Below are 25,697 nucleotides of genomic sequence, written 5' to 3'. Positions count from 1 at the left end.
GCTACAGCGTTCCGAGGAAGCCGAGCGCCACCCGCCAGGTGGCCTCGGCGGCCTCCTCGTCGTAGTCGGGCAGGTCGGGGTCGGTGTAGAGGTGACCGGCCCCGGCGTACCGGTAGATCTCGACGTCGGCGCCCGCTCTCCCCATCTGCAGGTACCAGGCGCTCAGCCAGTCGTCGGTCTCGAACGGGTCGGGCTCGGCGACATGCAGTTGCACGGGGAGGCCGTCCACCGACGCGTTCGGCGCGAGGTCCGAGGTGCCGTGCAGGAGGAGCAGACCGCGCGCCCGCTCGTCGCCGAGCGCCAGGGTCTGCGCGATCGCGGCGCCGAGCGAGAACCCCGCGTACACCAGGCCGCGTTCCGAGTACGGCGCCGCGGCCAGTACGGCTCTCCTGAGCAGCTCCTCCTTGCCGATCTCCTCGCGGTAGGCCCGTGCCTCGTCCACCTCCGTGAAGGTGCGGCCGTCGAACAGGTCCGGGGTCCATACCTCGTGGCCGACGGCGCGCAGCCGGTCCGCTGCAGCGCGCACGGCGGGCCTCAGGCCGTAGACCGAGTGGAAGAGCATGATGCTCATCGGGTGTTCCCTTCGTGGATACCCCGGCCTTCAGGCCGGGGAGGAAGCGAAGCTCCTACGGAGCAGGGCAGGAAGAGCCGAATCGCCGTCAGGGCGGTTCGGCGTCCACCGCCACCGGCCAACCCTTTTTGTTCACACGGAAGCCGATAGGGTGTGAGGCGTGATGCGGCAGGTCAAGCGGGCGTTCAAGTACCGCTTCTACCCCACGAACGAGCAGGCGGCTGAGCTGTCGCGCACGTTCGGCTGCGTCCGCCTCGTCTACAACAAGGCGCTGGAGGAGCGCACGCGGGCCTGGTACGGCGAGCAGCGCCGGATCTCCTACGTACAGTCGTCCGCCGCGCTGACGCAGTGGAAGAAGACCGGGGAACTCGCTTTCCTGACGGAGGTGTCCTCCGTCCCGCTCCAGCAGGCACTGCGCCACCTTCAGACCGCCTTCGGGAACTTCTTCGCCAAGCGGGCCGAGTATCCCCGGTACAAGAGCCGTAAGAAGTCCCGCTCGTCGGCCGAGTACACCCGCAGCGCTTTCACGTGGCGCGACGGGAAGCTGACGCTGGCGAAGATGACGGAACCCCTGGACGTCCGCTGGTCGCGTCCGCTCCCGCACGGCGCGGAGCCCACGACGGTGACCGTGTCCCGCGACAGCGCGGGCCGCTGGTTCGTGTCCATGCTGTGCGAGGACACCATCGCCCCGGCCTCCGCCACCGACGCGGCGGTCGGCCTGGACGCCGGGATCACCTCCCTCGTGACACTGTCCACCGGGGAGAAGGTCGCCAACCCGAAGCACGAGCGGCGTGACCGCGCCCGACTGGCCCGCGCGCAGCGGGAACTGTCGCGGAAGGCGAAGGGCTCGAACAACCGGGAGAAAGCCCGGCGACGCGTCGCCAAGGTCCACGCGCGGATCGCCGACCGGCGCCGCGACTTCCTGCACAAACTGTCGACTCGTCTCGTCCGTGAGAACCAAACGGTCGTGATCGAGGACCTCACCGTCCGCAACCTGCTGAAGAACGGCAAGCTCGCGCGCGCCATCTCCGACGCGGCCTGGACGGACCTGCGCATGATGCTGGAGTACAAGTGCGCCTGGTACGGGCGCGAACTCGTGGTGATCGACCGCTTCTTCCCCTCCAGCAAGCTGTGCGGGACCTGCGGAACGGTCCGCGAGAAACTGCCGCTGAACGTCCGCGAGTGGACGTGCGCCTGCGGCACCGTGCACGACCGCGACGTGAACGCGGCAAGCAACATCCTGGCCGCCGGGCTGGCGGCGTCTGCCTGTGGAGACGGTGTAAGACCTCAACGGGAGTCCTCCCGGACGGGGCGGTCGTCGGTGAAGCAGGAAACCCAGCGGGCGACCGCCGGAATCCCCCACCCCTAGGCGGGAGACGAAGTCAAGAGGCCATGGTGCCAGCCGGGCCGGGTACAACAACGCCGGACCGGCCCGGTGCCCCCGGGCCGTTCCGTCACAGGGGCACCGCCCCCGTACCCCCGCTCCTCAAACGCTGGAGGGGCTAACCTTCCCCCCGTCTGCGGGTACCCCCTCTGGGAGAGTTTGAGGACGAGGCCCGAAGGGCCGACAAGCGGGTTCTGGGGGTGCAGCCCCCAGGGTCGGGAACGGGAAGGGGCGGCGGGGCGTGGCGACGCTTGGGCTCAGTGGCCGCGTTCGGCCCCTCCGTTGACCTGGATGATCTGGCTCGTGATGTGGGCCGCGGCCGGCGAGGCCAGCCAGTGGAGGGTGGCGGCGACATCGCCGGGGGTACCGGCGCGGCCCGTCGAGGTCTCGGCGATCAGACGGGCGCGGCGCTCCTCGGCGAGGGGGCCGCCGAAGAACTCGGTGTCCTCGACGTACCCGGGCGCGACCACGTTCACGGTGATCCCGCGGTGCCCGAGCTGCCGGGCCAGATCGTGGGCGTAGGGGTGCAGTGCCGCTTTGGACGCCGCGTAACCGCCGCTGCCGGAGCCGCGGAACGCGGCGATGGAGCCCAGGAACAGCACCCGCCCGCCCGGCTCGGCGAGCCGCGCCTTCAGTGCCTCGGTGAGCAGGACCGCGGTGAGCGTGTTGAGACGGAAGTTCAGGGTCCAGTCGTGGACGGCCTGTTCGAGCGGGTCGCCGCCCTCGTGGCGCGGTTCGTTCTGCCCGCCCCCGCCCGCGCTGTGCACCAGCACGTCGACGGTGCCGAACTCCTCCTTCACGAAGTGCGCGAGACCCCGCACGTCCTCACTGCCGCTCAGATCGGCGGCGTACGTCAGCGCCCCCGGCACCCCGGCCTTCTCCAGCGTCCCGGCGCGCCGCCCGACCAGCAGCACCCGGTCCCCGTCGGCCGCGAAGACCCGCGCCGCGGCGAGCCCGATCCCCGTACCCCCACCACTGATCACGACGTTACGACTCATGCCCCGACCCTACGGCCGGAAAGCCGCCGACAGCGGTAAACCCCCCGGGTCAGCGGAGGCTCCGCACGTCGAGATGGCGCAGCACCCGGTCCACCACCTCGGGATCCGCCCCGGGCTCACTGCGCGCGGCCAGCACCTCGTGCCGCGCCGCGCTCAACAGCTCGCCCTGGAGCCGCCGCACCCGCTTCAGCCGCCGCACCCGCTGATCGTGCCCCTCCCTCCGCTCCTCCTCGCTCAGCCCGGGATTGATCCGCACCCCGATCTCGATGGCCTGCCGCAGCATCCGCTCGGACAGTTCCTCGGACAGCTCCTCCGTCTGCTCGATCTCCCGCAGCCGCTGCTTGGCCGCCCGTGCCGCCCTTGTCGCGAGTTCCCGCTCGAAGGCCTGCTCCCGCTCGGTGTCGGCCCGCACCCCGAGCCGTTTCACCAGCCACGGCAGGGTCAGCCCCTGGAGCACCAATGTGCCCAGAATCACCCCGAAGGCGATGAAAATGATCTCGCCTCGGTCCGGGAAGGGGGCTCCCGCGTCGGTCTCCAGCGGGATCGCGAGGGCCAGCGCCACCGACGCCACCCCGCGCATCCCGGCCCACCACATCACGACCGTCTCGCGCCAGCTCATCGGGATGTCCTCGTCGTGGTCCCGGCGGGCGTGCAGCCGTTTGGTCAGCCAGGTGGCCGGCAGCAGCCACACCAGCCGTACCAGCACGACCGTGCCGAGGACCGCTCCGGCCCAGCCGAGCAGCTCGCCCCAGCGCCCGGACGCGGTCCTGAGCGCGTTGTGCAGTTCGAGGCCGATCAGCCCGAAGGCGACCCCGGTGACGAGGGTGTCGACGATGTCCCAGAAGGTGTGCCCGGCGAGCCGGGTCAGCACGTCGTCGGCGTCGAGGGCGTACTCGGCGAGGAACATCGCGGTGGTGAGTACGGCGAGCACCCCGGAGCCGTGCAACTCCTCCGCGAGGACGTACGACGCGTACGGCACCAGCAGGGTCAGCCCGATCTGGAGGGTCGCGTCGCCGAGCACGTCGAGCAGCCGGTTGGCGCCCCAGCCCAGCACCAGCCCGACCGCGACGGCGACCACCGCGGACAGCACCAGGTCGAGCCCTGCCCGCCAGAAGGAGAAGCTCCCGCTGACTGCGGCGGCGATCGCCACGTGGTACAGGACGATGGCGGTGACGTCGTTGAACAGGCCCTCGCCCTCCAGGATCGACACCAGCCGGCGCGGCAGCCCGAGGTGCCCGGCGACGGCGGTCGCAGCGACCGGGTCCGGCGGCGCGACCAGGGCGCCCAGCGCCACGGCGGCGGCGACCGGCAGCCCGGGGACGATCGAGTGGGCGACGGCGGCGACGGTCAGCATGGTGACGAAGACCAGCGCCACGGCGAGCAGGAAGATCGGCCGCCGGTTGGCCGCGAACTGCCGCCACGAGGTCCGCCGTACCGTCGCGTACAGCAGCGGGGGCAGCAGCAGCGGCAGGATCAGACCGGGCGGGACGTCGACGTTCGGCACGAAGTCGAGCACCGCGAGGACGCCCCCGAGCAGGGTCATCAGCACCGGCGCCGGGAGTCCGAACCGGTCCCCGACCGGCACGCTCACCACGGCCCCGAGCAACAGCACGAACAACAGGGCCAACTGGTCCACTGTGGGCGCTCCGGCAGGTCCGACGGTCGTACGGCGGCGTCGTACGGCGGATCTCCAGCCTGCCAGGCCACCGTCGCACCAGCCCGTCAGCGCCGCCCGGGCCCTCGCGCCGGGGCACTGATCGGACCGGGGCACTACAGGGTGCGGCGCATCCCCCGGTGCGGGATGCCCGCCTCCTCGTACTCCGGGCCGTACGCCTGGTAGCCGAGCCGCTCGTAGAAGCCCAGGGCGTGTGTCTGCGCGTGCAGTTCCACGGCCGTGAGACCGCGTGCGCGTGCCGCGTCCTCGATGGCCGCCACCAGGGCGATCCCGACGCCCAGTCCGCGCGCGAGCCGTGCCACGGCGAGCCTGCCGAGCAGGCCGAGGGACGGGTCGCCGCCGGTCGTCTCCCCGGCCCCGGGGCCGTGCAGCAGACGGCCGGTGCCGAGCGCCTCGCCGTCCTCCCGGACCGCGAGGACGTGCAGCGCGACCGCGTCGTAGGCGTCGTACTCGAGGTCCTCGGGGACACCCTGCTCGCCGACGAAGACCTCCTTGCGGAGCGTGAAGCACGCCTCGCGGTCGGCGGGGTCCTCGGCGACACGCACGACGTACGGGGTCTTGGGGCTCATGCGTAGGTCTCCTCGCGGACCTGGTCCAGAGCGCTCTGCAGATCCTCGGGATAGCCGCTGACGAACTCGGTCCACTCTCCGTCCCCGGGGTGCTCGAAGCCCAGGCGCACGGCGTGCAGCCACTGCCGGGTGAGGCGCAGCCGCCGGGCGAGCGTGGGGTCGGCGCCGTAGGTCAGGTCGCCGACGCAGGGGTGGCGGTGGGCGGCCATGTGGACGCGGATCTGGTGGGTGCGGCCGGTCTCCAGCTTGACGTCCAGCAGGGAGGCTGCACGGAACGCCTCGATGAGGTCGTAGTGCGTGACGGACGGCTTGCCGTCCGCGGTGACCGCCCACTTGTAGTCGAGGTTCGGGTGGCGGCCGATGGGCGCGTCGATGGTGCCGCTGGTCGGGTCGGGGTGACCCTGGACGAGCGTGTGGTAGCGCTTGTCGACGGTGCGCTCCTTGAACTGGCGCTTGAGCGACGTGTACGCGTACTCCGACTTGGCGACGACCATCAGGCCGGAGGTGCCGACGTCCAGGCGGTGCACGATGCCCTGGCGCTCGGCGGCGCCGGAGGTGGAGATCCGGTACCCGGCGGCGGCCAGGCCGCCGATCACGGTCGGTCCGCTCCAGCCGGGGCTGGGGTGCGCGGCCACGCCGACCGGCTTGACGATCACGACCACGTCGTCGTCGTCATGGACGATCTCCATGCCCTCGACCGGCTCGGCCACCACCTGCACCGGCGCGGGCGCCTGCGGCATCTCGACCTCCAGCCAGGCCCCGCCGTGCACCCGCTCGGACTTGCCGACCACCGAGCCGTCGACCTGCACCTTTCCCGCCGCGGCCAGCTCGGCGGCCTTCGTGCGGGAGAAGCCGAACATGCGGGAGATGGCGGCGTCGACGCGCTCGCCCTCCAGGCCGTCGGGCACGGGCAGGGTACGGATCTCGGGAAGCGTGCTCACCCGTCGAGTATGCCGGACGGGTGAGACAGCACCGTACGCACGCCCGCACACCGATGCGTTCCGGACCCACACGCGTGTGCCGCTCCGTGCGGCCACGGCTCGCGCGTCAGGTGCGGGCCCGACGGTCTCAGTCGCGGTGGACGCTGCCGTCCGGGTCCAGGCCGCGGAAGGACAGCAGCACGATCAGGATGCCGCCGCACACGATCGCCGAGTCGGCCAGGTTGAACACCGCGAAGCCCCTGGGCGCGATGAAGTCGACGACCTGGCCCTCGAACAGGCCCGGCGAGCGGAAGATCCGGTCGGTCAGGTTGCCGAGCGCGCCGCCGAGCAGCATCCCGAGCGCGATCGCCCAGGGCGTGCTGTAGAGCTTGCGGGCCAGCCGGATGATCACCACGATCACCGCCGCCGCGATCACCGTGAAGATCACCGTGAACGCCTGGCCGAAGCCGAAGGCCGCGCCCGGGTTGCGGATCGCGTTGAGCTCCAGCCAGTCGCCGAAGACCTTGATCGGCGCATGGTGTTCCAGTTTCGCGACCACGAGCATCTTGCTGACCAGGTCGAGGGCGTACGCGAAGGCGGCGACCACGAACAGGACACCGATACGGCGCCTGCCCCGGGGCCGCCCGGCAGCGGATTCCTGCTGGTCCGCGCCGTACCCACCGGGGACACCGGGCGTCCGGCCGGCCGCCGCCGGGTCGCCGCTGCCATCCGGGATGTCCGGCGTACCGATGATGCGCTCCGCCTCTGCCACGTGAGTCCCTCAACCTAGGTGCCTGACTGAGGACGAGAGTACGGCAAGGGCCGCCGGGCCGCCGTGCTCGGACGGCCCGTCCGGCGGCCCTTCCGGCCCGTACGGCCCACAACCGGCCCGCCACCGGTCCTTCAGTAGCGGCGCTCCTGTTTCTGCTTGCACTCCACGCACAGGGTGGCCCGCGGAAACGCCTGCATGCGCGCCTTGCCGATGGGCTTCCCGCAGTTCTCGCACAGGCCGTACGTGCCCGCGTCCAGCCGCTCCAGGGCGCGCTCGGTCTGGACGAGCATCTCGCGCGCGTTGGCGGCCAGCGCAAGCTCGTGCTCGCGCGTGATGTTCTTGGTCCCGGTGTCCGCCTGGTCGTCGCCCGCGCCGTCCCCCGAGTCCCGCATCAGGCCCGCCACGGACTCCTCGGACGTGGTGATCTCGGCCCGCAGCCGCTCCTCGTCCGACAACAGCTCGGCGCGGGCCTCCTCGACCTCCTCGGGGGTCCAGGGGTCCTCACCAGGGCGCACCGCGAGATCGCCCGGCTCCGCTGCCGCGGCGATCCGCGCCTTGGGGACGGCGCTGTTCGCCGCCGCCGTGGCCGTGCCAGGAGTCTTCTTCGCAACCACAGTCGTGGCTCCCGTCTGCTCCGCGGCCTGCGCCGCGACCGCTTTCTTGGCCGTGCTCTTGCGGGTCCTGCTCTTGCCTGTCGTGTTCTTGCTGGTCGTGTTCTTGCCGGTCGTGCTGGTGCTCTTCTTGGCGGCGGCCCGCCCGCCTTCGGCCGTCCTGGCCGCCGCTTTCTTGGCCACCGCCTTCTTGCCGACCGTCCCGCTGCCCGTGGCAGCCTTCCCTGCGGCCGTTTCGGACGGCGTCCCCGATACCGCCTCGGACGCCGTTGTCGCCTTGGACGCCGTTCTGGATGCCGCCTCGGATGCCGTTTTCGACGCCGCCCCGGATGTCCTCCCGGCCCCCGCCTCCTCCGCCGCCTCGACCACCGTGTTCATCGTCTTTGCCGGATCCGCTGTATCCGCTGTCTCCGCGGTCATCGCTGTCTTCGCTGTCTTCGTCGTCTTCGCCGCTGTCTTCCTACCCACCGCCTTGCCCGCCGCAGCCCTCTTTGCGGCACTCTTCGTGCCGCCCCCGCCCGCCGCGCCCCGTGTGCTGTTCTTCGCCACCATGGCTGCGGCCCCTTCACATATGGGATCATGCTCGCAAATCGCTCTGGGACGATAAATCGACTCGGGGCCCGCGGCAACGGGGCACACCGCCCGATTCGTCCGCCTCGCGCGTATCGCGCCACCGGATGCATGCGTTGTGCCCCGCGCCGCGCCCGATAATCAGCCAGGCCGGACGTCCCCGGATCCGGACCCTCGCACCTGACCGTTCGGGTCATCCCGCCGCCCTGCGGACCGCCCGCCGCGGCGTCCGGAAATCCGGTCGGCCGCTGTCCGTGCGGCGCCGTACACTGGGCGGAGCGAAAAGCGTGGATGGGGACGAGTAGCGGCGTACGCAGCCCAGAGCGACCCGGGGACGGTGGGAGCCCGGGGGTGAGCGCGCGGTGAACATCACCCCGGAGCCGCCGGAAGAAAGCCGCAGCAGACCAGCGACGGCGAGTAGAACCGGCTTCGCGACCCCAATGAGGGGGCTCGTCGGTGGGCGCAGGTCACACCGGTGGGCCAAGGAGGGTGGTACCGCGGGAGCGCGCCGAGCGGCGCGGCCGGTCCGGTCAGGGCCGCGGCTCTCGTCCCTCCGGACGGAAGGCAGCAAGTCCGCCGGAGGAAGCCCGCTGATGACAACGCCGACGTACCGCCAGGTACCCGCCCAGGTCGATCTGCCCGCGCTGGAGCACGCGGTGCTCGACTTCTGGCGCGAGCAGAAGATCTTCGCCAAGAGCCTGGAGCAGTCCGAGGGCCGCCCCGAATGGGTGTTCTACGAGGGCCCGCCCACCGCCAACGGCATGCCCGGCGCCCACCACATCGAGGCCCGCGTCTTCAAGGACGTCTTCCCGCGCTTCCGTACCATGCGCGGCTACCACGTGGCCCGCAAGGCCGGCTGGGACTGCCACGGCCTGCCGGTGGAGCTGGCTGTGGAGAAGGAGCTCGGCTTCAGCGGCAAGCAGGACATCGAGGCGTACGGCATCGCCGAGTTCAACGCCAGGTGCCGTGAGTCCGTGCTGCGCCACACCGACGCGTTCTCCGACCTGACCACACGCATGGGCTACTGGGTCGACCTGGACGACGCGTACGTCACGATGGAGCCCGAGTACATCGAGTCCGTCTGGTGGTCGCTGAAGGAGATCTTCACCAAGGGGCTGCTGGTCCAGGACCACCGGGTCGCCCCCTGGTGCCCCCGCTGCGGCACCGGCCTGTCCGACCACGAGCTGGCGCAGGGCTACGAGACCGTCGTGGACCCGTCGGTCTACGTCCGCTTCCCGCTGACCTCGGGACCGCTGGCCGGTGAGGCCGCGCTCCTGGTGTGGACGACGACCCCGTGGACCCTGGTGTCCAACACGGCGGTCGCCGCGCACCCCGAGGTGAGCTATGTCGTCGCGACGAACGGTGAGGAGAAGCTCGTCGTCGCGGAGCCGCTCGTCGGCAAGGCGCTCGGCGAGGGCTGGGAGACCACCGGGCAGACCTTCACCGGCACAGAGATGGAGCACTGGACGTACCAGCGGCCGTTCGAGCTGGTGGAGTTCCCGGAGCCCGCCCACTACGTCGTCAACGCCGAGTACGTCACCACCGAGGACGGCACCGGTCTGGTCCACCAGTCCCCCGCCTTCGGTGAGGACGACCTCAAGGTCTGCCGCGCCTACGGGCTCCCGGTGGTCAACCCGGTGCGCCCGGACGGCACCTTCGAGGAGGACGTGCCGCTGGTCGGCGGCGTCTTCTTCAAGAAGGCCGACGAACGGCTCACGGCCGACCTGGACGAACGGGGTCTGCTGTTCAGGCACATCCCGTACGAGCACAGCTACCCGCACTGCTGGCGCTGCCACACCGCGCTGCTCTACTACGCGCAGCCGTCCTGGTACATCCGTACGACCGCCGTCAAGGACCGTCTGCTGGAGGAGAACGAGAAGACCAACTGGTTCCCGGAGACGGTCAAGCACGGCCGCTACGGGGACTGGCTGAACAACAACATCGACTGGGCGCTGTCCCGCAACCGCTTCTGGGGCACCCCGCTGCCCGTCTGGCGCTGCGAGGAGGGCCATCTCACCTGCGTCGGCTCACGCGCGGAGCTGACCGAGCTGACCGGCACCGACCAGTCGGGGCTGGACCCGCACCGCCCGTTCATCGACGCCGTCACCTTCGGCTGCCGTCACGACGGCTGCGGTGCCACGGCTACCCGTATGCCGGAGGTCATCGACGCCTGGTACGACTCGGGTTCGATGCCGTTCGCGCAGTGGGGTTACCCGTACAAGAACAAGGAGCTGTTCGAGAGCCGTTACCCGGCGCAGTTCATCTCCGAGGCCATCGACCAGACCCGCGGCTGGTTCTACACGCTGATGGCGGTCGGCACCCTGGTCTTCGACAAGTCGTCGTACGAGAACGTCGTGTGCCTGGGCCACATCCTCGCCGAGGACGGCCGCAAGATGTCCAAGCACCTCGGCAACATCCTGCAGCCGATCCCGCTCATGGACCAGCACGGCGCGGACGCGGTGCGCTGGTTCATGGCGGCGGGCGGCTCACCGTGGGCGGCGCGCCGGGTGGGTCACGGCACGATCCAGGAGGTCGTCCGCAAGACCCTGCTGACGTACTGGAACACGGTCGCCTTCCAGGCGCTGTACGCGCGTACGTCCGACTGGGCGCCCAGCGCCGCGGACCCGGCCCCGGCCGACCGGCCGCTGCTGGACCGCTGGCTGCTGTCCGAACTCCACGCGCTCACCGACCAGGTCACCCAGGCGCTGGAGGCCTACGACACCCAGCGCGCCGGCAAGCTGCTGTCGGCGTTCGTCGACGATCTGTCCAACTGGTACGTCCGCCGGTCCAGGCGCCGTTTCTGGCAGGGCGACAAGGCTGCGCTGCGCACCCTGCACGAGGTCGTCGAGACCGTGACGAAGCTCATGGCCCCGCTGACTCCGTTCATCACCGAGCGGGTGTGGCAGGACCTGGTCGTGCCGGTCACCCCGGGCGCGCCGGAGTCGGTGCACCTGGCCTCCTGGCCTCAGGCCGACCTGTCGGCGATCGACCCGGAACTGTCGAGGCAGATGGTGCTGGTGCGCCGGCTCGTCGAGCTGGGCCGGGCCACGCGCGCGGAGTCGGGCGTCAAGACGCGTCAGCCGCTGTCCCGTGCGCTGGTCGCGGCGGCGGGCTTCGAGCGCCTGCACCCCGAACTGCACACGCAGATCACGGAGGAGCTGAACGTCAGCTCCCTGGCCTCGCTCTCCGAGGTCGGCGGCAGCCTGGTCGACACCACGGCCAAGGCGAACTTCCGTGCCCTGGGCAAGCGGTTCGGCAAGCGGGTCCAGGACGTGGCCAAGGCCGTCGCCGCCGCCGACGCGGCCGCGCTGTCGCTCGCGCTGCGCGAGGGCACGGCGTCGGTCGAGGTCGACGGCGAGACGGTCACGCTCGCGCCGGACGAGGTGATCATCACGGAGACCCCGCGCGAGGGCTGGTCGGTCGCCTCGGACTCCGGTGCCACGGTGGCGCTGGACCTGGAGATCACCGAGGAACTGCGGCAGGCGGGCCTGGCCCGTGACGCGATCCGCCTGATCCAGGAGGCCCGCAAGAACAGCGGCCTCGACGTGGCCGACCGCATCGCCCTGCGCTGGACGTCCACCGACCCGGCGGTCCTGGCGGCGCTGACCGAGCACACGCCCCTGATCGCCGACGAGGTCCTGGCCACGGACTTCGCCCAGGCCGAGCCGGACACCACCTACGGCCCCGCCTTCACCGACGAGGGCCTGTCCCTCACCTTCCACCTCAGAAAGGCCTGAGCGCTCCGCTGGTAGTGCCGCGATGTGCCGTACGTCGTCTGTCGTCTGCCGACTGTCGTCTGCGGCACCATCGTGGCTGGTCGCTCCCCCAAGCTCTCAACTTCGTTCGAGCAGGGAGGTACCCCCATCGCGGCGGAGCCGCATGTCGATACAGCCCCGCGCCCTTCAGGGGCGCTGCCGAACCGCAGCAGGCTTCACCCGGACCTGCTCAGCCGCTCACCACCCGCCCAGGCTCCCGACGGCACCGCCCCGGGAGCCTGGCCGCGCCCCACGACAGACCGCCGCCCAGCGGGCCCAGGGCTGGCAGCACTTCACTGCAGTCAGGTCTCCCACCCCCCGGCAGGGCCTGTCCCTGGAACGCGCCTCACGATCCGCAGCTCAGGGTCCGGCAGCTCAGGCGTCCACCCAGTCCCCGGCAAGCTCCTGACTGGCTCACAGCGGGTGCCCAGCGGGGCCACCGGCGGCCTCCCCAGCGGGCCTTCGGCGGGGGACGCACTCCGATCAGCAGGGTGCTGTCGCGGACCTGTCAGACGCCCGTGCAGGGGCTCTCTCGGCCCCAACGCCTCAGCTCCCGCGGCCCGTTCGCGGGGCCAGTGCCAACCGTCACCGTGTTACGCGGGTTCGCCTCGCGATGTCCGCGCCGGTCAACCCAGCCGACCTGCTTTTCTGCTGGGGGTCCGGGGGTCGTCCCCCGGGAAAATGCAGTGTCAACGCGCATAAAAGGGCGGGGCCCCGGAACTGGTCCGGGGCCCCGCCCTTTGAACGCCGACGACGTCTACCGCCTGCGGGCGGCCGTCAGTTGTCGTCCTCGTCGATCAGGAAGCCGCGCATCGGCGACGGCGCGCCGCCCATCGGGCCCGGGCCCTGCGGGCGCACCGGGGCCATCGGCTGGGTCATCGCCGGGGACATCGGCTGCTGGCCGCCGAAGGACGGAGCCGCCGGGCCGGGCCCGCCCATGGTCGGGCTGCCGTACGACGGGGCACTCGCGCCGGCCGGAGCCATCGAGGGCGCCGGGGACGGCGGCAGCGAGGGTGCGGACGGCGTGCGCGGCGGGGCGAGGGAGTCGTCCGCCTGGGTCTCCAGCTGACGCAGCTGGGACTCCAGGTACGACTTCAGTCGCGTCCGGTACTCGCGCTCGAAGCCGCGCAGGTCCTCGACCTTGCGCTCCAGCGTGGCGCGGGCGGACTCCAGGGAGCCCATCGCGACGCGGTGCTTCTCCTGCGCGTCCCGCTCCAGGGCGTCGGCCTTGGCACGGGCGTCGCGCTCCAGACCCTCGGCACGGCTGCGCGCCTCGCCGACGATCTTGTTGGCCTCGGAACGGGCCTCGGCGATCGCCTGGTCGGCGGTCTGCTGGGCCAGCGAGAGGACACGCGCGGCGCTGTCGCCGCCCGGCCCCTGACCGGGCATACCGGGACCACCCATGGGGCCGCCCATCGGTCCGCCCATGGGACCACCCATCGGGCCGCCCATGTGCTGCATGGGGGGCTGGCCGCCCATGGGGCCGCCCATCGGGCCCTGGCCCATGGGGCCTTGACCCATCGGACCCTGTCCCATGTGGCCCTGTCCCATCGGACCCCCCTGTCCCATCGGTCCCTGTCCCATCGGGCCGGGACCCTGCGGACCGCCCTGCGGGCCGCCCTGACCGCCGGGACCGGCGGGCAACGCCGGGGCACCGCTCGGCAGCTGGGGCGGACCACCCATGGGGCCCCCCATCTGCTGCGGCGGGCCCGATATGCCGGCGGGCACCGGTCCGCCGGGACCCCTCATACCCTGCTGAGGCATCCCGCCCTGTTGCGGCATACCGCCCTGCTGAGGCATCCCGCCCTGCTGAGGCATGCCACCCTGCTGAGGCATCCCGCCCTGCTGGGGCATGCCTCCCTGCTGCTGGTCCTGCTCCGGGGGCTTGCGCATGTTCTGCTGGTTCTGCGCGGCGGCACGCGTGGCCGCGGCGAGTTTCGCGCGCAGGTCCTCGTTCTCGCGGAGCAGACGGGTCAGTTCGGCTTCGACCTCGTCGAGGAACGCATCGACCTCGTCCTCGTCATAGCCTTCTCGGAGGCGGACGGTCGTGAACTGCTTGTTCCGCACGTCCTCGGGGGTCAACGGCATCTCTTCACCTCAACGTAGTCGTCGGCATTCGGCAAGACGGTAGGCCACATCGCTCACAGCCGGCTCACGACCGAGATCAGGATGTAGACGATGATCATCAGCACGAAGAAGGACAGGTCGAGCGCCACGCCCCCGAGACGCAACGGCGGGATGAACCGCCGCAGAAGCTTGAGCGGTGGATCGGTGACAGTGTAGGTGGCCTCCAGAACGACCACCATCGCCTTGCCGGGTTGCCACGAGCGGGCGAACTGGAAGACGTAGTCCATGACCAACCGGAAGATGAGCACGATGAGGAAGCACATCAGCGCGATGTAGACGATCTCCAGGACCACGCCCATGAGCCTTGCTTCCCTCTCCCCTGATGTCCGTGCCTTACCGGTACTGCGTCTCAGCTCTGGTTGAAGAACCCGCCCTCTGCGATGCGGGCCTTGTCCTCCGCCGTGACATCGACGTTAGCAGGAGACAACAGGAACACTTTCTGCGTCACCCGCTCGATGCTGCCGTGAAGACCGAACACCAGACCGGCCGCGAAGTCGACCAGACGCTTGGCGTCCGTGTCGTCCATCTCGGTCAGATTCATGATCACCGGCGTACCCTCACGGAAGTGTTCCCCGATGGTACGGGCTTCGTTGTACGTCCGCGGGTGAAGTGTGGTGATCCGGTACGGCTCTCGTTCCGACACGACCTTGGGCATGATCACCGGCGCGTTCTTCTCCAGGGACTGACGTTCTTGTGTGATGGACGCCACGGGCGCGATCCGCGCGGGGCGAACGGATTCCGCGGACAGCGAAGCGGACCGGGCCACGGGCTCCCGGGGGGCAGGCGGCTGAACGATACGCACCTCTTCGTCCCGTTGGGACTGATGTGCGCCGTGCGACTGGTGGGACGGTTCGTGTCGCCGGTGGTCCCGTTCGGGCTCCGGGTCCAGTTCGGGTTCGAAGTCGTCGTCGGGGTCGAATCCTCGGCCGTCGTACCCATCGTCCTCCACGAGGCCGAGGTAGACCGCCATCTTGCGCATCGCGCCGGCCATGCTCTGAGTCCTCCGCTCTGTGGTGGATCGGCTGACGAATACCAAGTCCATGCGATCCACGTGGTCGTCGTGTCCGCCTTTGGGCGACATTGACCATATTTTCTGCTGTGGTCCGACTTCTTGGCGACGTTACCCGAGGCTGGGGCGGACTCCGAGTACCGCGGTACCGACGCGCACATGTGTCGCCCCGGCCGCCACGGCCTCTTCGAGGTCCGCGCTCATCCCTGCCGACACCATGTTCGCAGCCGGACGGTCTCGGCGCAGGTCGGTCGACAAATCCATCAACCGCTCGAACGCTGCCCGTTGGCGACCGGCGTAATCCCCGGTGAGCGGGGCGACGGTCATCAGACCGGCGAGCCGGAGCCCGGGCGAGCGGGCGATCAGCTCGGCCAGTTCTCCGATTCCGCCCGGCGCCACTCCGCCGCGCTCGCCGCGGCCGCTCTCCGCGGCGTCGAGCGCCACCTGGATCAGGCACCCCACCTCGCGCCCGGCCCGCTCGGCATCCCTGGACAGCGCGGTCACTAGTCGGGAACGGTCGACAGACTGCACATAATCGGCATAACCGACCACGGAACGGACCTTGTTGGTCTGCAATTGACCGACAAAATGCCATGTGAGGGGCAGATCCGCACACGCGGCGGCCTTGGGGGCCGCGTCCTGGTCGCGGTTCTCGGCGACGTGCCGCACCCCGAGCTCCGCCAGGATCCTGACGTCGTCGGCGGGATAGGTCTTGGTGACCACGATCAGGGTCACCTCCTCGCGGCCGCGCCCGGCGGCGGCACAGGCGGCGGTGATCCGTTCCTCCACCTTTGCCAGGTTTGCCGCGAGTTCGCTCTTACGGTCTGTCATGTCCTATCAGCCCAGCCAGACATATCCCGCGAGCCGCCCGGTGCCGCGGTCTCGGCGGTAAGAGAAGTGGTCGCCCGACTCGCGCGTGCACACCGGTGACTGCGCCCGGTCGTACACCCCGAGCGCGTCGAGCTGCGCATGCACTCCGGCGCCCACATCGAGCGCCGGAGTGCCCCAACTGGTCTCGGCGTACGCCGCCGGTACGACGGCGGACACCTCGGCGCGCATCGCCTCGGGAACCTCGTAGCACCGTCCGCAGACGGCGGGTCCGGTGCGGGCGACGATCCGGGAGGGTTCGGCACCCAGTTCCATCATCGCGCGCACGGCCGCGGGGACCACCCCGGCGACCATGCCGGGCCGCCCGGCGTGGGCGGCGGCCACGACCTTGGCGACCGGGTCGGCGAGCAGTACGGGTGTGCAGTCGGCGGTGAGCACGGCGAGGGCGAGTCCGCGGCGGGCGGTCACCACCGCGTCCACCTCGGGCACCGGGCGTTCACCCCAGGGCGCGTCGACGACGGCGACGTCGGTGCCGTGCACCTGGTTCATCCAGACCACGGCCGCCGGGTCGATGCCGAGCGCCTCGGCGGCGAGCTTCCGGTTGGCCCGTACGGCTCCGGGGTCGTCGCCGACGGCCCCGCCGAGGTTGAGCTCCTCGTACGGAACGGCGCTCACCCCGCCCCACCGGTCGGTGAAGGCGAAGTGCGCGCCGCTCACGGTGTCGCGCTGTCCTATCACTTCGGGATCACTACTTCAGGAAGTCCGGGACGTCCAGTTCCTCGGCGGCGCTGTCCGCGTAGGTCCGGGACGGCGGGACCGGCGGGGCGACCGGGATGTCGGCGACCGGCTCGGGGGCGACGGGCGCGGCCTCCTCCTTCGGCGTGACGCTGCCGAGCGAGCCGAACGAGGGGCGGCTCTCCTGCTGCCGTACCGGGGCGGGCTCCTCGCGGCGGGCCGTGGACGAGGCCGAGCCGAGGACGTTGTCCCGGCGGGCCGGGGGCTGGCCCCCGTCGAAGCCGGCCGCGATCACGGTGACCCGCACCTCGTCGCCGAGGGCGTCGTCGATGACCGCGCCGAAGATGATGTTGGCCTCGGGGTGGGCCGCTTCGCTCACCAGCTGGGCCGCCTCGTTGATCTCGAACAGACCGAGGTCGGAGCCGCCGGAGATGGACAGCAGGACACCCCGGGCGCCGTCGATGGAGGCCTCCAGGAGCGGCGAGGAGATCGCCATCTCGGCGGCGGCCACCGCGCGGTCGTCGCCGCGGGCCGAGCCGATGCCCATCAGAGCCGAACCGGCCTCCGACATGACCGACTTCACGTCGGCGAAGTCGAGGTTGATCAGACCGGGCGTGGTGATGAGGTCCGTGATGCCCTGGACACCGGAGAGCAGCACCTGGTCGGCGGACTTGAAGGCGTCCAGCACCGAGACCTGGCGGTCCGAGATCGACAGCAGCCGGTCGTTCGGGATGACGATGAGGGTGTCGACCTCTTCGCGCAGCTCGGCGATGCCGTCCTCGGCCTGGTTGGCGCGGCGGCGGCCCTCGAAGGTGAACGGGCGGGTGACCACGCCGATGGTGAGAGCGCCGAGGGTGCGGGCGATGTTGGCCACGACGGGCGCGCCGCCGGTGCCGGTGCCGCCGCCCTCACCGGCCGTCACGAAGACCATGTCGGCCCCCTTGAGGACCTCCTCGATCTCCTCGCGGTGGTCCTCGGCGGCCTTGCGGCCCACGGCCGGATTGGCGCCGGCGCCGAGTCCGCGGGTGAGTTCACGGCCGACGTCGAGCTTGACGTCGGCGTCGCTCATCAACAGCGCCTGCGCGTCGGTGTTGATGGCGATGAACTCGACGCCCTTGAGACCGACCTCGATCATCCGGTTGATGGCATTGACACCACCGCCGCCGACACCGATGACTTTGATGACTGCGAGGTAGTTCTGCGGTGCTGCCACGTCGAAGGCCTCTCGCCTCGAGTTACGTGTCGCCGCCTCACGGCCGTGCCGCGATCCGACGACTGATGCCGAAGGGGACGGTCCGAACGCCGACCCGAACCCTAACGTTGAAGTTTAGGGTTACCAGTGTGTCTGTTCCTTGGACTCTTCCGGACAGGACACTAAGTCGACAAGTGGCGGACGTTCAATGAACACGCCGAACCTCCCGTTTTTCTTTTCACCCTATGTGATCAGGCAGTGGGGTGCCCAACCAGGGTGCTGGCCTGCGCGGATGTGCGTCAACTCCGCGATGACGCCGGGGCGGTGGGAACGCTCACATCGAAGTGACGGGCACCCGGCGAGGCCTTCATCAGGGCGGTGAGCGTCCTGGCCTTGGCGGCCCCGTTCTCGGAGCTTCCCCAGGCCACCGTCCGGCCGTCGGCCAGTTCCAGCGAGATGTCGTCGTAGGAACGGACTTTGACGGCCTTGGTGTCCGCCGCCACGGCGGCCGGAATCCGACCGGCGACGGCGACCGCCTCGCGCACCAGCCGGTCCCGGCCGAAGCGCCGCAGGCTCGCGGAGGCCGAACCGGGCAACTTCAGCGCGAGATCCAGGGCGGGAACCGCGCCCGGACGCTGGGAAACCGTGGCGAACCGGACACCCCGCCCGTCGACTTCGGTGAAGCGGCCGCTGTTCTCCAGAACGAGGACAGGAGTTCGCTCGGTGATTTTGAGCCCGATTCCGCCGGGCCAGGAACGGAACACCTCGACCGTGCCGATCCGGGGCAGTTCACCGCGCAGCCGGGCCTTGATCGCGGCGGTGTCGACGGACAGCAGCGGCTCCCCGACGGGCACGGCCGCCGCCTTGCGCACCTGGTCCGGTGTCAGGACGTGGGTTCCGGACACCGTCACCCGGCTCACGCGCAGCCATGGAGAGCCGTACAACAGCCATACACAGCCTGCGCCAAGGAAGATGAGGGCGGCGGCAAAAATGATCATCGTACGAGCCCTGGGGCGCCTCAGACGGCGAAGGAGGGGCGGGCCGGACGACCCCTGCTGGCTCTCACCGCGTTCCGCGGCGGTCGTTCCGGCCACGCTCCCCGCCTCTCATCTCGCCGATGCCCGTGGACTGTCCGGCCGATCATGCACCAGGGCGCCACCGGGACGGGACCCGGCACGCGCGCTTCGACGAGTCCGGGGCTCCGCCCGGCGGATCACGCCGAGGCGCGGAAACCGGTGCGAGTCCCGTCCGTTTCCGACCGGGACTCGCACCGGCTCAGGGCCGGGGTCGACGGGTCCGGCCCGCCTTTCCCGTGTTCCGCCGGACACGCTCAGCGTGCGGAGGCGATCGCCTCGTACACCATGCCGACGAGCAGTTCGTCGGCGTCCCGGCGGCCGAACTCGGCGGCGGCGCGGGACATGTCCCACAGCCGGTGCGGGTCGGCAAGCACCGGGAGGACGTTCTGCTGGATCCACTCCGGGTTGAGCTCCGCGTCGTCGACGAGGAGGCCGCCGCCCGCCTTGACCACCGGCTGGGCGTTCAGCCGCTGTTCCCCGTTGCCGATGGGCAGCGGGACGTAGGCGGCCGGCAGTCCTACGGCGGAGAGCTCGGCGACGGTCATCGCGCCCGCGCGGCAGAGCATCATGTCGGCCGCGGCGTACGCGAGGTCCATCCGGTCCAGGTAACTCACCGGGATGTAGGGGGGCATCCCCGGCATCTGGTGGACCTGCGGCAGTTCGTTCTTCGGCCCGACCGCGTGCAGGATCTGGATACCGGCCTGCTGGAGGTACGGCGCGACCTGCTGCACCACCTCGTTGAGACGCCGGGCGCCCTGCGAGCCCCCGGAGACCAGCAGCGTGGGCAGGTTGGGGTCGAGGCCGAAGGCCGCACGGGCCTGGGGCCGGTAGGCGGCGCGGTCCAGGGTGGCGATCGAGCGGCGCAGCGGGATGCCGATGTAGCGGGCGTCCCGCAGCTTGCTGTCGGGCGTGGACACCGCGACCTTCGCCGCGTAGCGCGAGCCGATCTTGTTGGCGAGGCCGGGCCGGGCGTTGGCCTCGTGGATCACGATCGGCACCCCGAGGCGCTTGGCGGCGAGGTAGCCGGGCAGGGCGACATAGCCGCCGAAGCCGACGACGGCGTCCGCCTTGGTGCGCTCCAGGATCTGCTCGGCCGCCTTGATCGTGCCGCGCAGCCGGCCCGGAACGGTGATCAGTTCCGGCGTGGGCTTGCGGGGCAGCGGAACGGCCGGGATCAGCGCGAGCTCATAGCCGCGCTCGGGGACGAGCCTGGTCTCCAGACCGCGCTCCGTGCCCAGGGCCGTGATGCCCACGGTGGGGTCCTGCCTGCGCAGGGCGTCCGCGAGGGCGAGCGCCGGCTCGATGTGGCCGGCGGTCCCCCCACCGGCGAGTACGACATGCACCGAAATTCACCGCTCTCCGGACGGCCGCGCCGCTGGCGCTCGCCGTCGCATCGTGTTCCATCTCCGAGGCCCCCGATCCGGCACGGCGCCTCCGCCGCGTTTTCTGCCAAAGCGGGGTTGCCGCATCGCAAGCGCCGCCCGCGCAGCGGGCTCGTCTCGCGCGAACGCGATCAGCAGCCCGATGGCGAACATGGTCGGCAGCAGGGCGGACCCTCCGTAGGAGAACAGCGGGAGGGGGACTCCGGCGATCGGCAGCAGACCGAGCACCGCACCGATGTTGATCACCGCCTGCGCGGTGATCCAGGTGGTCACGCCTCCCGCGGCATACCTCACGAAGGGGTCCTCCGTGCGTCCGGCCACGCGGATACCCGCATAGCCTAGAGCCGCGAAGAGGGCGAGTACCGACAGCGTGCCCGCCAGACCGAGTTCCTCTCCGGTCACGGCGAAGATGAAGTCGGTGTGCGCCTCGGGGAGTTGCCCCCATTTCTCCACACTTGCCCCGAGTCCGGAACCGAACAGTCCGCCGGAGGCGAGGGCATAGATCCCGTGCACGGCCTGCCAGCAGTCGACGGTCCCGGAGCGCGGTTCGGTGGCGCCGATACAGGCGAGGCGGGCCATGCGGTTGGGGCTGGTGCGGATGAGGATCGCACCGAGGGCCGCGGCGATCGACAGCACGCCCACGAACAGCCGGGTCGGGGCGCCCGCGAGCCACAGCAGCCCGAAGAGGATCGCGGTGAGGATGATCGCGGTGCCCATGTCGCCGCCGAGCATGATCAGCCCGAGCAGCATGAAGGCGACCGGGACCAGCGGCACCAGCATGTGCTTCCACTGGGCCAGCAGTTTCTTGTCCTGCTTGCGGGCGAGCAGATCGGCGCTCCACAGCACCAGGGCGAGCTTGCCGAACTCGCTGGGCTGGATCTGGAAGGAGCCGCCGAGGGAGATCCAGTTCTGGTTGCCGTTGACCGTCTTCCCTATCCCCGGCACCTGCACCAGGGCCATGAAGAACACGGCGCCCGCGAGGATCGGGTAGGCCAGCGCGCGGTGCAGCTTGACCGGCATCCGGGAGGCCACGAGGAGCAGCACGGCGCCGATGGAGGCGGCGAGGAACTGCTTGCGGAAGAAGAAGGAGCCCGGCAGGGACATCTGGAGCGCGGTGATCTGGGAGGCCGAGTAGACCATCACCAGTCCCAGCACGGTGATCAGCAGACTGCCGCCGAGGATCAGGTAGTACGCGGTGAGCGGCCGGTCCCATGCCTTTTGCGCGCGGTGGTAGAGGCGCCGTACGGGGTTGTCCCGCGGGGGGCGGGGCGCGCGCGGGGCGGCGGGCCGCCGTACGGCCCGCTGCGCCGGGGGACGCCCGGTCCGGCTGCCCGGGCTACCGGACATGCGCGGCTCCGCGGTACGGCATCGGCGTCGTCGGTCCCACGCGTCCCTCCCAGCCCCCGGTGTACCCGGTGTCAACGGGGGTGCCTGATGGCCCCCCGTGGCGTCGCGACGCCTGGCACGTACGCTCGCGGCGTTGCCGAACCGCCCACGTGGCTCCTCCCCCAAGCTCTCGGCTTCGCTCGAGCAGGGGGGACCCCCATCGAGGCCGCTCCGGCGCCTTGCGATCGCACGCACCAGACGCCGCTCCTTCCTCCACGGGTGCCCATCAGGCACCCCCGGTGCCGAGTCCGCGAACCGCCTCCGCGAACGCGTCACCGCGCTTGTTGTAGTTGGTGAACATGTCCATGGAGGCGCAGGCCGGGGCCAGCAGCACCGTGTCGCCGGGCCGGGCGAGCCGCCGGGCCTCCTGGACGGCCTGGAGCATCGCCCCAGTGTCGGTCCGTTCGAGGTCGACGACGGGTACTTCCGGCGCGTGTCGCGCGAGGGCCTCACGGATCAGCGCCCGGTCGGCGCCCATCAGGACCGCGCCGCGCAGCCGCTCCGCCGACCTGGCGACCAGTTCGTCGAAGGTGGCGCCCTTGGCGAGTCCGCCCGCGATCCACACGATCGACTCGTACGCCGCCAACGAGGCCTCCGCCGCGTGGGTGTTGGTGGCCTTGGAGTCGTCGATCCAGGCGACGCCGTCCAGGTCCGCCACGTGTGCGATGCGGTGGGCGTCCGGGGTGAAGGACCTCAGCCCGTCCCGTACGGCCGTGGCGGGCACCCCGAAGGCGCGCGCGAGGGCCGCCGCGGCAAGGGCGTTGGCGATGTTGTGCGGGGCCGGCGGGCGCACGTCGGAGACCTCGGCGAGCTCCTGGGCGTTCTTCTGCCGATCCGCCACGAAGGCACGGTCCACCAGGATGCCGTCCACGACGCCGAGTTGGGAGGGCCCCGGGGCGCCGAGGGTGAAGCCGACGGCGCGGCAGCCCTCCTCGACGTCCGCCGCGCGCACCAGGTCCTCGGTGGCCTTGTCGGCCGTGTTGTAGACGCAGGCGATGCGATTGCCCTCGTAGATACGGCCCTTGTCGGCGGCGTACGCCTCCATGGAGCCGTGCCAGTCGAGGTGGTCCGGGGCGAGGTTGAGGACGGCGGCGGAGTGGGCGCGCAGCGAGGGCGCCCAGTGCAGCTGATAGCTCGACAGCTCTACGGCGAGCACGTCGTACTGCTCCTCGCCGAGCACCGCGTCCAGCAGCGAGACGCCGATGTTGCCGACGGCGGCAGTGCGCAGTCCTGCGGCCCTGAGAATGGCCGCGAGCATCTGCACGGTGGTGGTCTTGCCGTTGGTGCCCGTGACGGCCAGCCAGGGCGCGGCGTCCGGGCCGCGCAGCCGCCAGGCGAGCTCGACGTCGCCCCACACGGGGACGCCCGCCTCGGCGGCGGCCGCGAACAGAGGCTTGTCGGGCCGCCAGCCGGGGGCGGTCACGATGAGGTCGGTGCCCTCGGGGAGCGAATCGCCGTCACCGAGGCGCACGGTGATGCCGAGCGCCGCAAGGCCGGCGGCCTGGGCGCGGGCCCGCTCGTCGTCGCCGTCGTTGACGACGGTCACGCGGGCGCCGAGCCCTTGCAGCACCTTGGCCGCCGGGACGCCGGAGACGCCGAGCCCGGCGACGGTGATGTGCCTGCCCTGGAATTCGTTGTGCCCCGAAGGCTCCGACGCGGTCACTTTTCCGCTGCCCATCCTGCGTAGAAGAGGCCCAGTCCGACGATGACACAAATACCCTGGATGATCCAGAAACGGACCACCACGAGCACTTCGGACCAGCCCTTGAGTTCGAAGTGATGCTGGAGCGGTGCCATCCGGAAGACGCGCTTGCCGGTGAGCCGGAAGGAGCCGACCTGGATGACGACCGACATGGTGATGAGGACGAACAGACCGCCGAGCAGCGCGACCAGCAGCTCGGTGCGGGAGCAGATCGCGAGGCCGGCGAGCACACCGCCGAGCGCCAGCGAGCCGGTGTCACCCATGAAGATCTTGGCGGGCGAGGTGTTCCACCACAGGAAGCCGAGGCAGGCACCCATCAGCGCGGACGCGACCACCGCGAGGTCGAGCGGATCGCGCACCTCGTAGCAGGCGTTGGGGTTGGTGAGGGTGATGGCGTTGGCGCACGACTCCTGGAACTGCCAGACGCCGATGAACGTGTACGCGGCGAAGACCAGGACGGAGGCGCCGGTGGCGAGACCGTCGAGACCGTCGGTGAGGTTCACGCCGTTGGACATCGCGAGGATCATGAACAGCGCCCAGACGACGAACAGCACGGGGCCGATCGTCCAGCCGAAGTCCGTGATGAACGACAGTTTGGTGGAGGCCGGGGTGTTGCCGCGGGCGTCGGAGAACTGGAGCGACAGGACCGCGAAGGCGATGCCGACGATCAGCTGGCCGGCCATCTTCGCCTTGGCGCGCAGACCCAGCGAACGCCGCTTGACGATCTTGATGTAGTCGTCCAGGAAGCCGACCAGGCCCATGCCGGACATCAGACCAAGCACCAGCAGGCCCGAGAAGGTGGGCGCGAAGCCGGTGATGAGCTTGGACAGGAAGTACGCGGCGACCGTCGCGAAGATGAAGGCGATACCGCCCATCGTCGGCGTACCGCGCTTGCTGTGGTGCTCGCGCGGGCCGTCGTCGCGGATGTACTGGCCGTAGCCCCTGCGGGCCAGCAGCTTGATCAGCAACGGGGTGCCGATCAGGGTGAGGAACAGTCCAATGACTCCTGCGAACAGGATCTGCTTCATCATCGGGCGGCAACCTCACCCTCGGCACCGGTCTCGAGCAGCGCCTGGGCAACGCTCTCGAGCCCCACCGAACGGGACGCCTTCACGAGGACGACGTCCCCTGGGCGCAACTCGCTGCGCAACAGGTCGACCGCCGCCTGTGCGTCGGACACGTGCACCGACTCCTCACCCCACGAACCCTCGTTATATGCGCCCAGTTGCAGCCAGGCGGCTTCCCTGCCCCCGACCGCGACGAGCTTGCTGACGTTGAGCCGGACGGCGAGCCGTCCGACCGCGTCGTGCTCGGCGAGCGCCTCGTCCCCGAGCTCGGCCATCTTGCCGAGCACCGCCCAGGTGCGCCGTTCCCCGCCCATCGCCGCGAGCGCGCGCAGGGCGGCCCGCATGGACTCCGGGTTGGCGTTGTAGGCGTCGTTGACGATGGTCACGCCGTCAGGGCGCTCGGTGACCTCCATCCGCCAGCGGGAGAGGGATTCCGCCTCGGAGAGCGCGACGGCGATCTCGTCTGCGGACATGCCCAGCTCATGGGCGACGGCGGCCGCGGCGAGCGCGTTCGACACGTGATGCTCACCGTACAGGCGCATGGTCACATCGCTGCACCCGGAGGGTGTGTGAAGCCTGAATGCGGGCTGTCCGGTGTCCATGAGTCGCACGTTCTCGGCACGAACGTCCGCTTCGCCGGACTCTCCGAAAAGAAGCACCTTCGCCTTGGTTCGGGTGGCCATGGCCCGTACCAGCGGGTCGTCGGCGTTGAGGATCGCGGTGCCGTCCTCGGGGAGGCACTCGACGAGTTCGCCCTTCGCCTCGGCGATCTGCTCGCGGCCGCCGAACTCGCCGATGTGGGCGGTGCCGACGTTGAGCACGAGCCCGATGCCCGGCGGGGTCAGTCCGGCCAGGTAACGGATGTGGCCGAGGCCGCGGGCGCCCATCTCCAGGACGAGGAACCTGGTCTCCTCGGTGGCGGTGAGCGCGGTGAGCGGCAGCCCGATCTCGTTGTTGAGCGAGCCCGGTGTGAACACGGTCGGCGCCTTGCGCCTGAGCACCTGGGCGATCAGGTCCTTGGTGCTGGTCTTGCCCGCGGAGCCGGTGAGCGCCACGACGGTGGCGCCGAGCCGGGTCACGACATGGCGGGCGAGGGCGCCGAGCGCGGTCTGCACGTCGTCCACGACGATCGCGGGCACCCCGACCGGGCGGGCGGCAAGCACGGCCACCGCGCCCGCCGCGACGACGTCCGCGGCGAAGTCGTGGCCGTCCACGCGCTCACCGGTGAAGGCGGCGAAGAGGCTGCCGGGCACCACCTCGCGGGAGTCCCGGACGACCGGTCCGGTGATCTGCGCGGACGGATCCGGTATGTCGTAGGTCTGCCCGCCGACTGCTGCTGCGATCTCGGCGAGGGAGAGGGCGATCACA

The 25,697-nt window shown here is 70.7% G+C and carries 22 protein-coding genes; 3 read left to right on the top strand and 19 right to left on the bottom strand.

Annotation, left to right across the window (positions count from 1 at the left end; all coding sequences use genetic code 11):
• Window position 1: 1 nt before the first annotated feature.
• Window positions 2–571 carry a dienelactone hydrolase family protein gene (locus tag ACSYGN_RS30730; protein ID WP_460401337.1) on the bottom strand — a complete coding sequence of 190 codons (570 nt, stop codon included), beginning with the start codon at window positions 569–571 and terminating at the stop codon, window positions 2–4.
• Window positions 572–731: 160 nt separating this feature from the next.
• Here ACSYGN_RS30730 and ACSYGN_RS30725 point away from each other — a divergent pair, with 160 nt between their 5' ends.
• A complete protein-coding gene (locus ACSYGN_RS30725; protein ID WP_460401335.1) occupies window positions 732–1,940 on the top strand; it encodes an RNA-guided endonuclease InsQ/TnpB family protein in 1,209 nt (402 codons plus the stop codon).
• A 272-nt stretch (window positions 1,941–2,212) separates the two neighbouring features.
• Here ACSYGN_RS30725 and ACSYGN_RS30720 read toward each other — a convergent pair whose 3' ends face one another.
• The 6 genes from ACSYGN_RS30720 to ACSYGN_RS30695 form a co-directional block, all read right to left on the bottom strand.
• The gene (locus ACSYGN_RS30720) at window positions 2,213–2,953 is read right to left on the bottom strand and encodes an SDR family NAD(P)-dependent oxidoreductase (protein WP_460401333.1); all 741 of its coding nucleotides are present in this window, start codon (window positions 2,951–2,953) and stop codon (window positions 2,213–2,215) included.
• A 49-nt stretch (window positions 2,954–3,002) separates the two neighbouring features.
• On the bottom strand, window positions 3,003–4,589 hold the full coding sequence (locus ACSYGN_RS30715) for a Na+/H+ antiporter (RefSeq protein ID WP_460401331.1): 1,587 nt from the start codon (window positions 4,587–4,589) through the stop codon (window positions 3,003–3,005).
• 134 nt (window positions 4,590–4,723) lie between these two features.
• Window positions 4,724–5,197 (bottom strand): GNAT family N-acetyltransferase, encoded by a 474-nt coding sequence (locus ACSYGN_RS30710; protein WP_460401329.1) that lies wholly within the window; start codon window positions 5,195–5,197, stop codon window positions 4,724–4,726.
• A complete protein-coding gene (locus tag ACSYGN_RS30705) occupies window positions 5,194–6,138 on the bottom strand; it encodes an RluA family pseudouridine synthase (RefSeq protein WP_460401327.1) in 945 nt (314 codons plus the stop codon). Before ACSYGN_RS30705 ends, ACSYGN_RS30710 begins: the two co-directional genes overlap by 4 nt.
• Window positions 6,139–6,265: 127 nt before the next feature.
• The gene (lspA, locus tag ACSYGN_RS30700; protein ID WP_460401325.1) at window positions 6,266–6,889 is read right to left on the bottom strand and encodes a signal peptidase II; all 624 of its coding nucleotides are present in this window, start codon (window positions 6,887–6,889) and stop codon (window positions 6,266–6,268) included.
• A gap of 131 nt (window positions 6,890–7,020) precedes the next feature.
• Complete coding sequence (locus ACSYGN_RS30695; protein ID WP_460401323.1) at window positions 7,021–7,683, bottom strand: TraR/DksA family transcriptional regulator; 663 nt, start codon at window positions 7,681–7,683, stop codon at window positions 7,021–7,023.
• A 28-nt stretch (window positions 7,684–7,711) separates the two neighbouring features.
• On the opposite strand from ACSYGN_RS30695, the gene ACSYGN_RS30690 reads away from it, so the two are divergent.
• Together ACSYGN_RS30690 and ileS are read left to right on the top strand one after the other, a co-directional pair.
• Entirely contained in the window at window positions 7,712–8,107 is a 396-nt protein-coding gene (locus ACSYGN_RS30690) for a hypothetical protein (RefSeq protein ID WP_460401321.1), read from the top strand.
• Between the two features lie 556 nt (window positions 8,108–8,663).
• Window positions 8,664–11,807, top strand: coding sequence for an isoleucine--tRNA ligase (gene ileS, locus ACSYGN_RS30685; protein WP_460401319.1), 3,144 nt, complete (start codon window positions 8,664–8,666; stop codon window positions 11,805–11,807).
• Between the two features lie 795 nt (window positions 11,808–12,602).
• Here ileS and ACSYGN_RS30680 read toward each other — a convergent pair.
• The 12 genes from ACSYGN_RS30680 to ACSYGN_RS30625 form a co-directional block, all read right to left on the bottom strand.
• Window positions 12,603–13,913: a DivIVA domain-containing protein gene (locus tag ACSYGN_RS30680; protein ID WP_460401317.1), complete on the bottom strand. Its 1,311-nt coding sequence runs from the start codon at window positions 13,911–13,913 to the stop codon at window positions 12,603–12,605.
• Between the two features lie 53 nt (window positions 13,914–13,966).
• On the bottom strand, window positions 13,967–14,251 hold the full coding sequence (locus ACSYGN_RS30675; RefSeq protein WP_460401315.1) for a YggT family protein: 285 nt from the start codon (window positions 14,249–14,251) through the stop codon (window positions 13,967–13,969).
• Window positions 14,252–14,301: 50 nt separating this feature from the next.
• Window positions 14,302–14,943 carry a cell division protein SepF gene (locus ACSYGN_RS30670; protein WP_460403839.1) on the bottom strand — a complete coding sequence of 214 codons (642 nt, stop codon included), beginning with the start codon at window positions 14,941–14,943 and terminating at the stop codon, window positions 14,302–14,304.
• Between the two features lie 129 nt (window positions 14,944–15,072).
• Window positions 15,073–15,792, bottom strand: coding sequence for a YggS family pyridoxal phosphate-dependent enzyme (locus tag ACSYGN_RS30665; protein ID WP_460401313.1), 720 nt, complete (start codon window positions 15,790–15,792; stop codon window positions 15,073–15,075).
• Window positions 15,793–15,798: 6 nt separating this feature from the next.
• Window positions 15,799–16,527 carry a peptidoglycan editing factor PgeF gene (gene pgeF / locus ACSYGN_RS30660; RefSeq protein WP_460401311.1) on the bottom strand — a complete coding sequence of 243 codons (729 nt, stop codon included), beginning with the start codon at window positions 16,525–16,527 and terminating at the stop codon, window positions 15,799–15,801.
• Window positions 16,528–16,537: 10 nt separating this feature from the next.
• Window positions 16,538–17,737 carry a cell division protein FtsZ gene (ftsZ, locus tag ACSYGN_RS30655; RefSeq protein ID WP_460401309.1) on the bottom strand — a complete coding sequence of 400 codons (1,200 nt, stop codon included), beginning with the start codon at window positions 17,735–17,737 and terminating at the stop codon, window positions 16,538–16,540.
• A gap of 278 nt (window positions 17,738–18,015) precedes the next feature.
• Window positions 18,016–18,810: a cell division protein FtsQ/DivIB gene (locus tag ACSYGN_RS30650; protein WP_460401307.1), complete on the bottom strand. Its 795-nt coding sequence runs from the start codon at window positions 18,808–18,810 to the stop codon at window positions 18,016–18,018.
• A gap of 236 nt (window positions 18,811–19,046) precedes the next feature.
• Window positions 19,047–20,135, bottom strand: a complete 1,089-nt coding sequence (gene murG / locus ACSYGN_RS30645) for an undecaprenyldiphospho-muramoylpentapeptide beta-N-acetylglucosaminyltransferase (RefSeq protein WP_460401305.1) — start codon at window positions 20,133–20,135, stop codon at window positions 19,047–19,049.
• 6 nt (window positions 20,136–20,141) lie between these two features.
• The gene (gene ftsW / locus ACSYGN_RS30640) at window positions 20,142–21,521 is read right to left on the bottom strand and encodes a putative lipid II flippase FtsW (protein ID WP_460401303.1); all 1,380 of its coding nucleotides are present in this window, start codon (window positions 21,519–21,521) and stop codon (window positions 20,142–20,144) included.
• Between the two features lie 265 nt (window positions 21,522–21,786).
• Entirely contained in the window at window positions 21,787–23,238 is a 1,452-nt protein-coding gene (murD, locus tag ACSYGN_RS30635) for a UDP-N-acetylmuramoyl-L-alanine--D-glutamate ligase (protein ID WP_460401301.1), read from the bottom strand.
• Window positions 23,220–24,293: a phospho-N-acetylmuramoyl-pentapeptide-transferase gene (gene mraY, locus ACSYGN_RS30630; protein ID WP_460401299.1), complete on the bottom strand. Its 1,074-nt coding sequence runs from the start codon at window positions 24,291–24,293 to the stop codon at window positions 23,220–23,222. The genes murD and mraY overlap by 19 nt, the downstream gene beginning before the upstream one ends.
• The gene (locus tag ACSYGN_RS30625; RefSeq protein ID WP_460401297.1) at window positions 24,290–25,696 is read right to left on the bottom strand and encodes a UDP-N-acetylmuramoyl-tripeptide--D-alanyl-D-alanine ligase; all 1,407 of its coding nucleotides are present in this window, start codon (window positions 25,694–25,696) and stop codon (window positions 24,290–24,292) included. Before ACSYGN_RS30625 ends, mraY begins: the two co-directional genes overlap by 4 nt.
• Window position 25,697: the final 1 nt, after the last annotated feature.

The organism is Streptomyces sp. YIM S03343 (assembly GCF_054729195.1).
The sequence above is the reverse complement of the archived record's forward strand: the minus strand, read 5'-3'. Positions and strand labels throughout refer to the sequence as shown.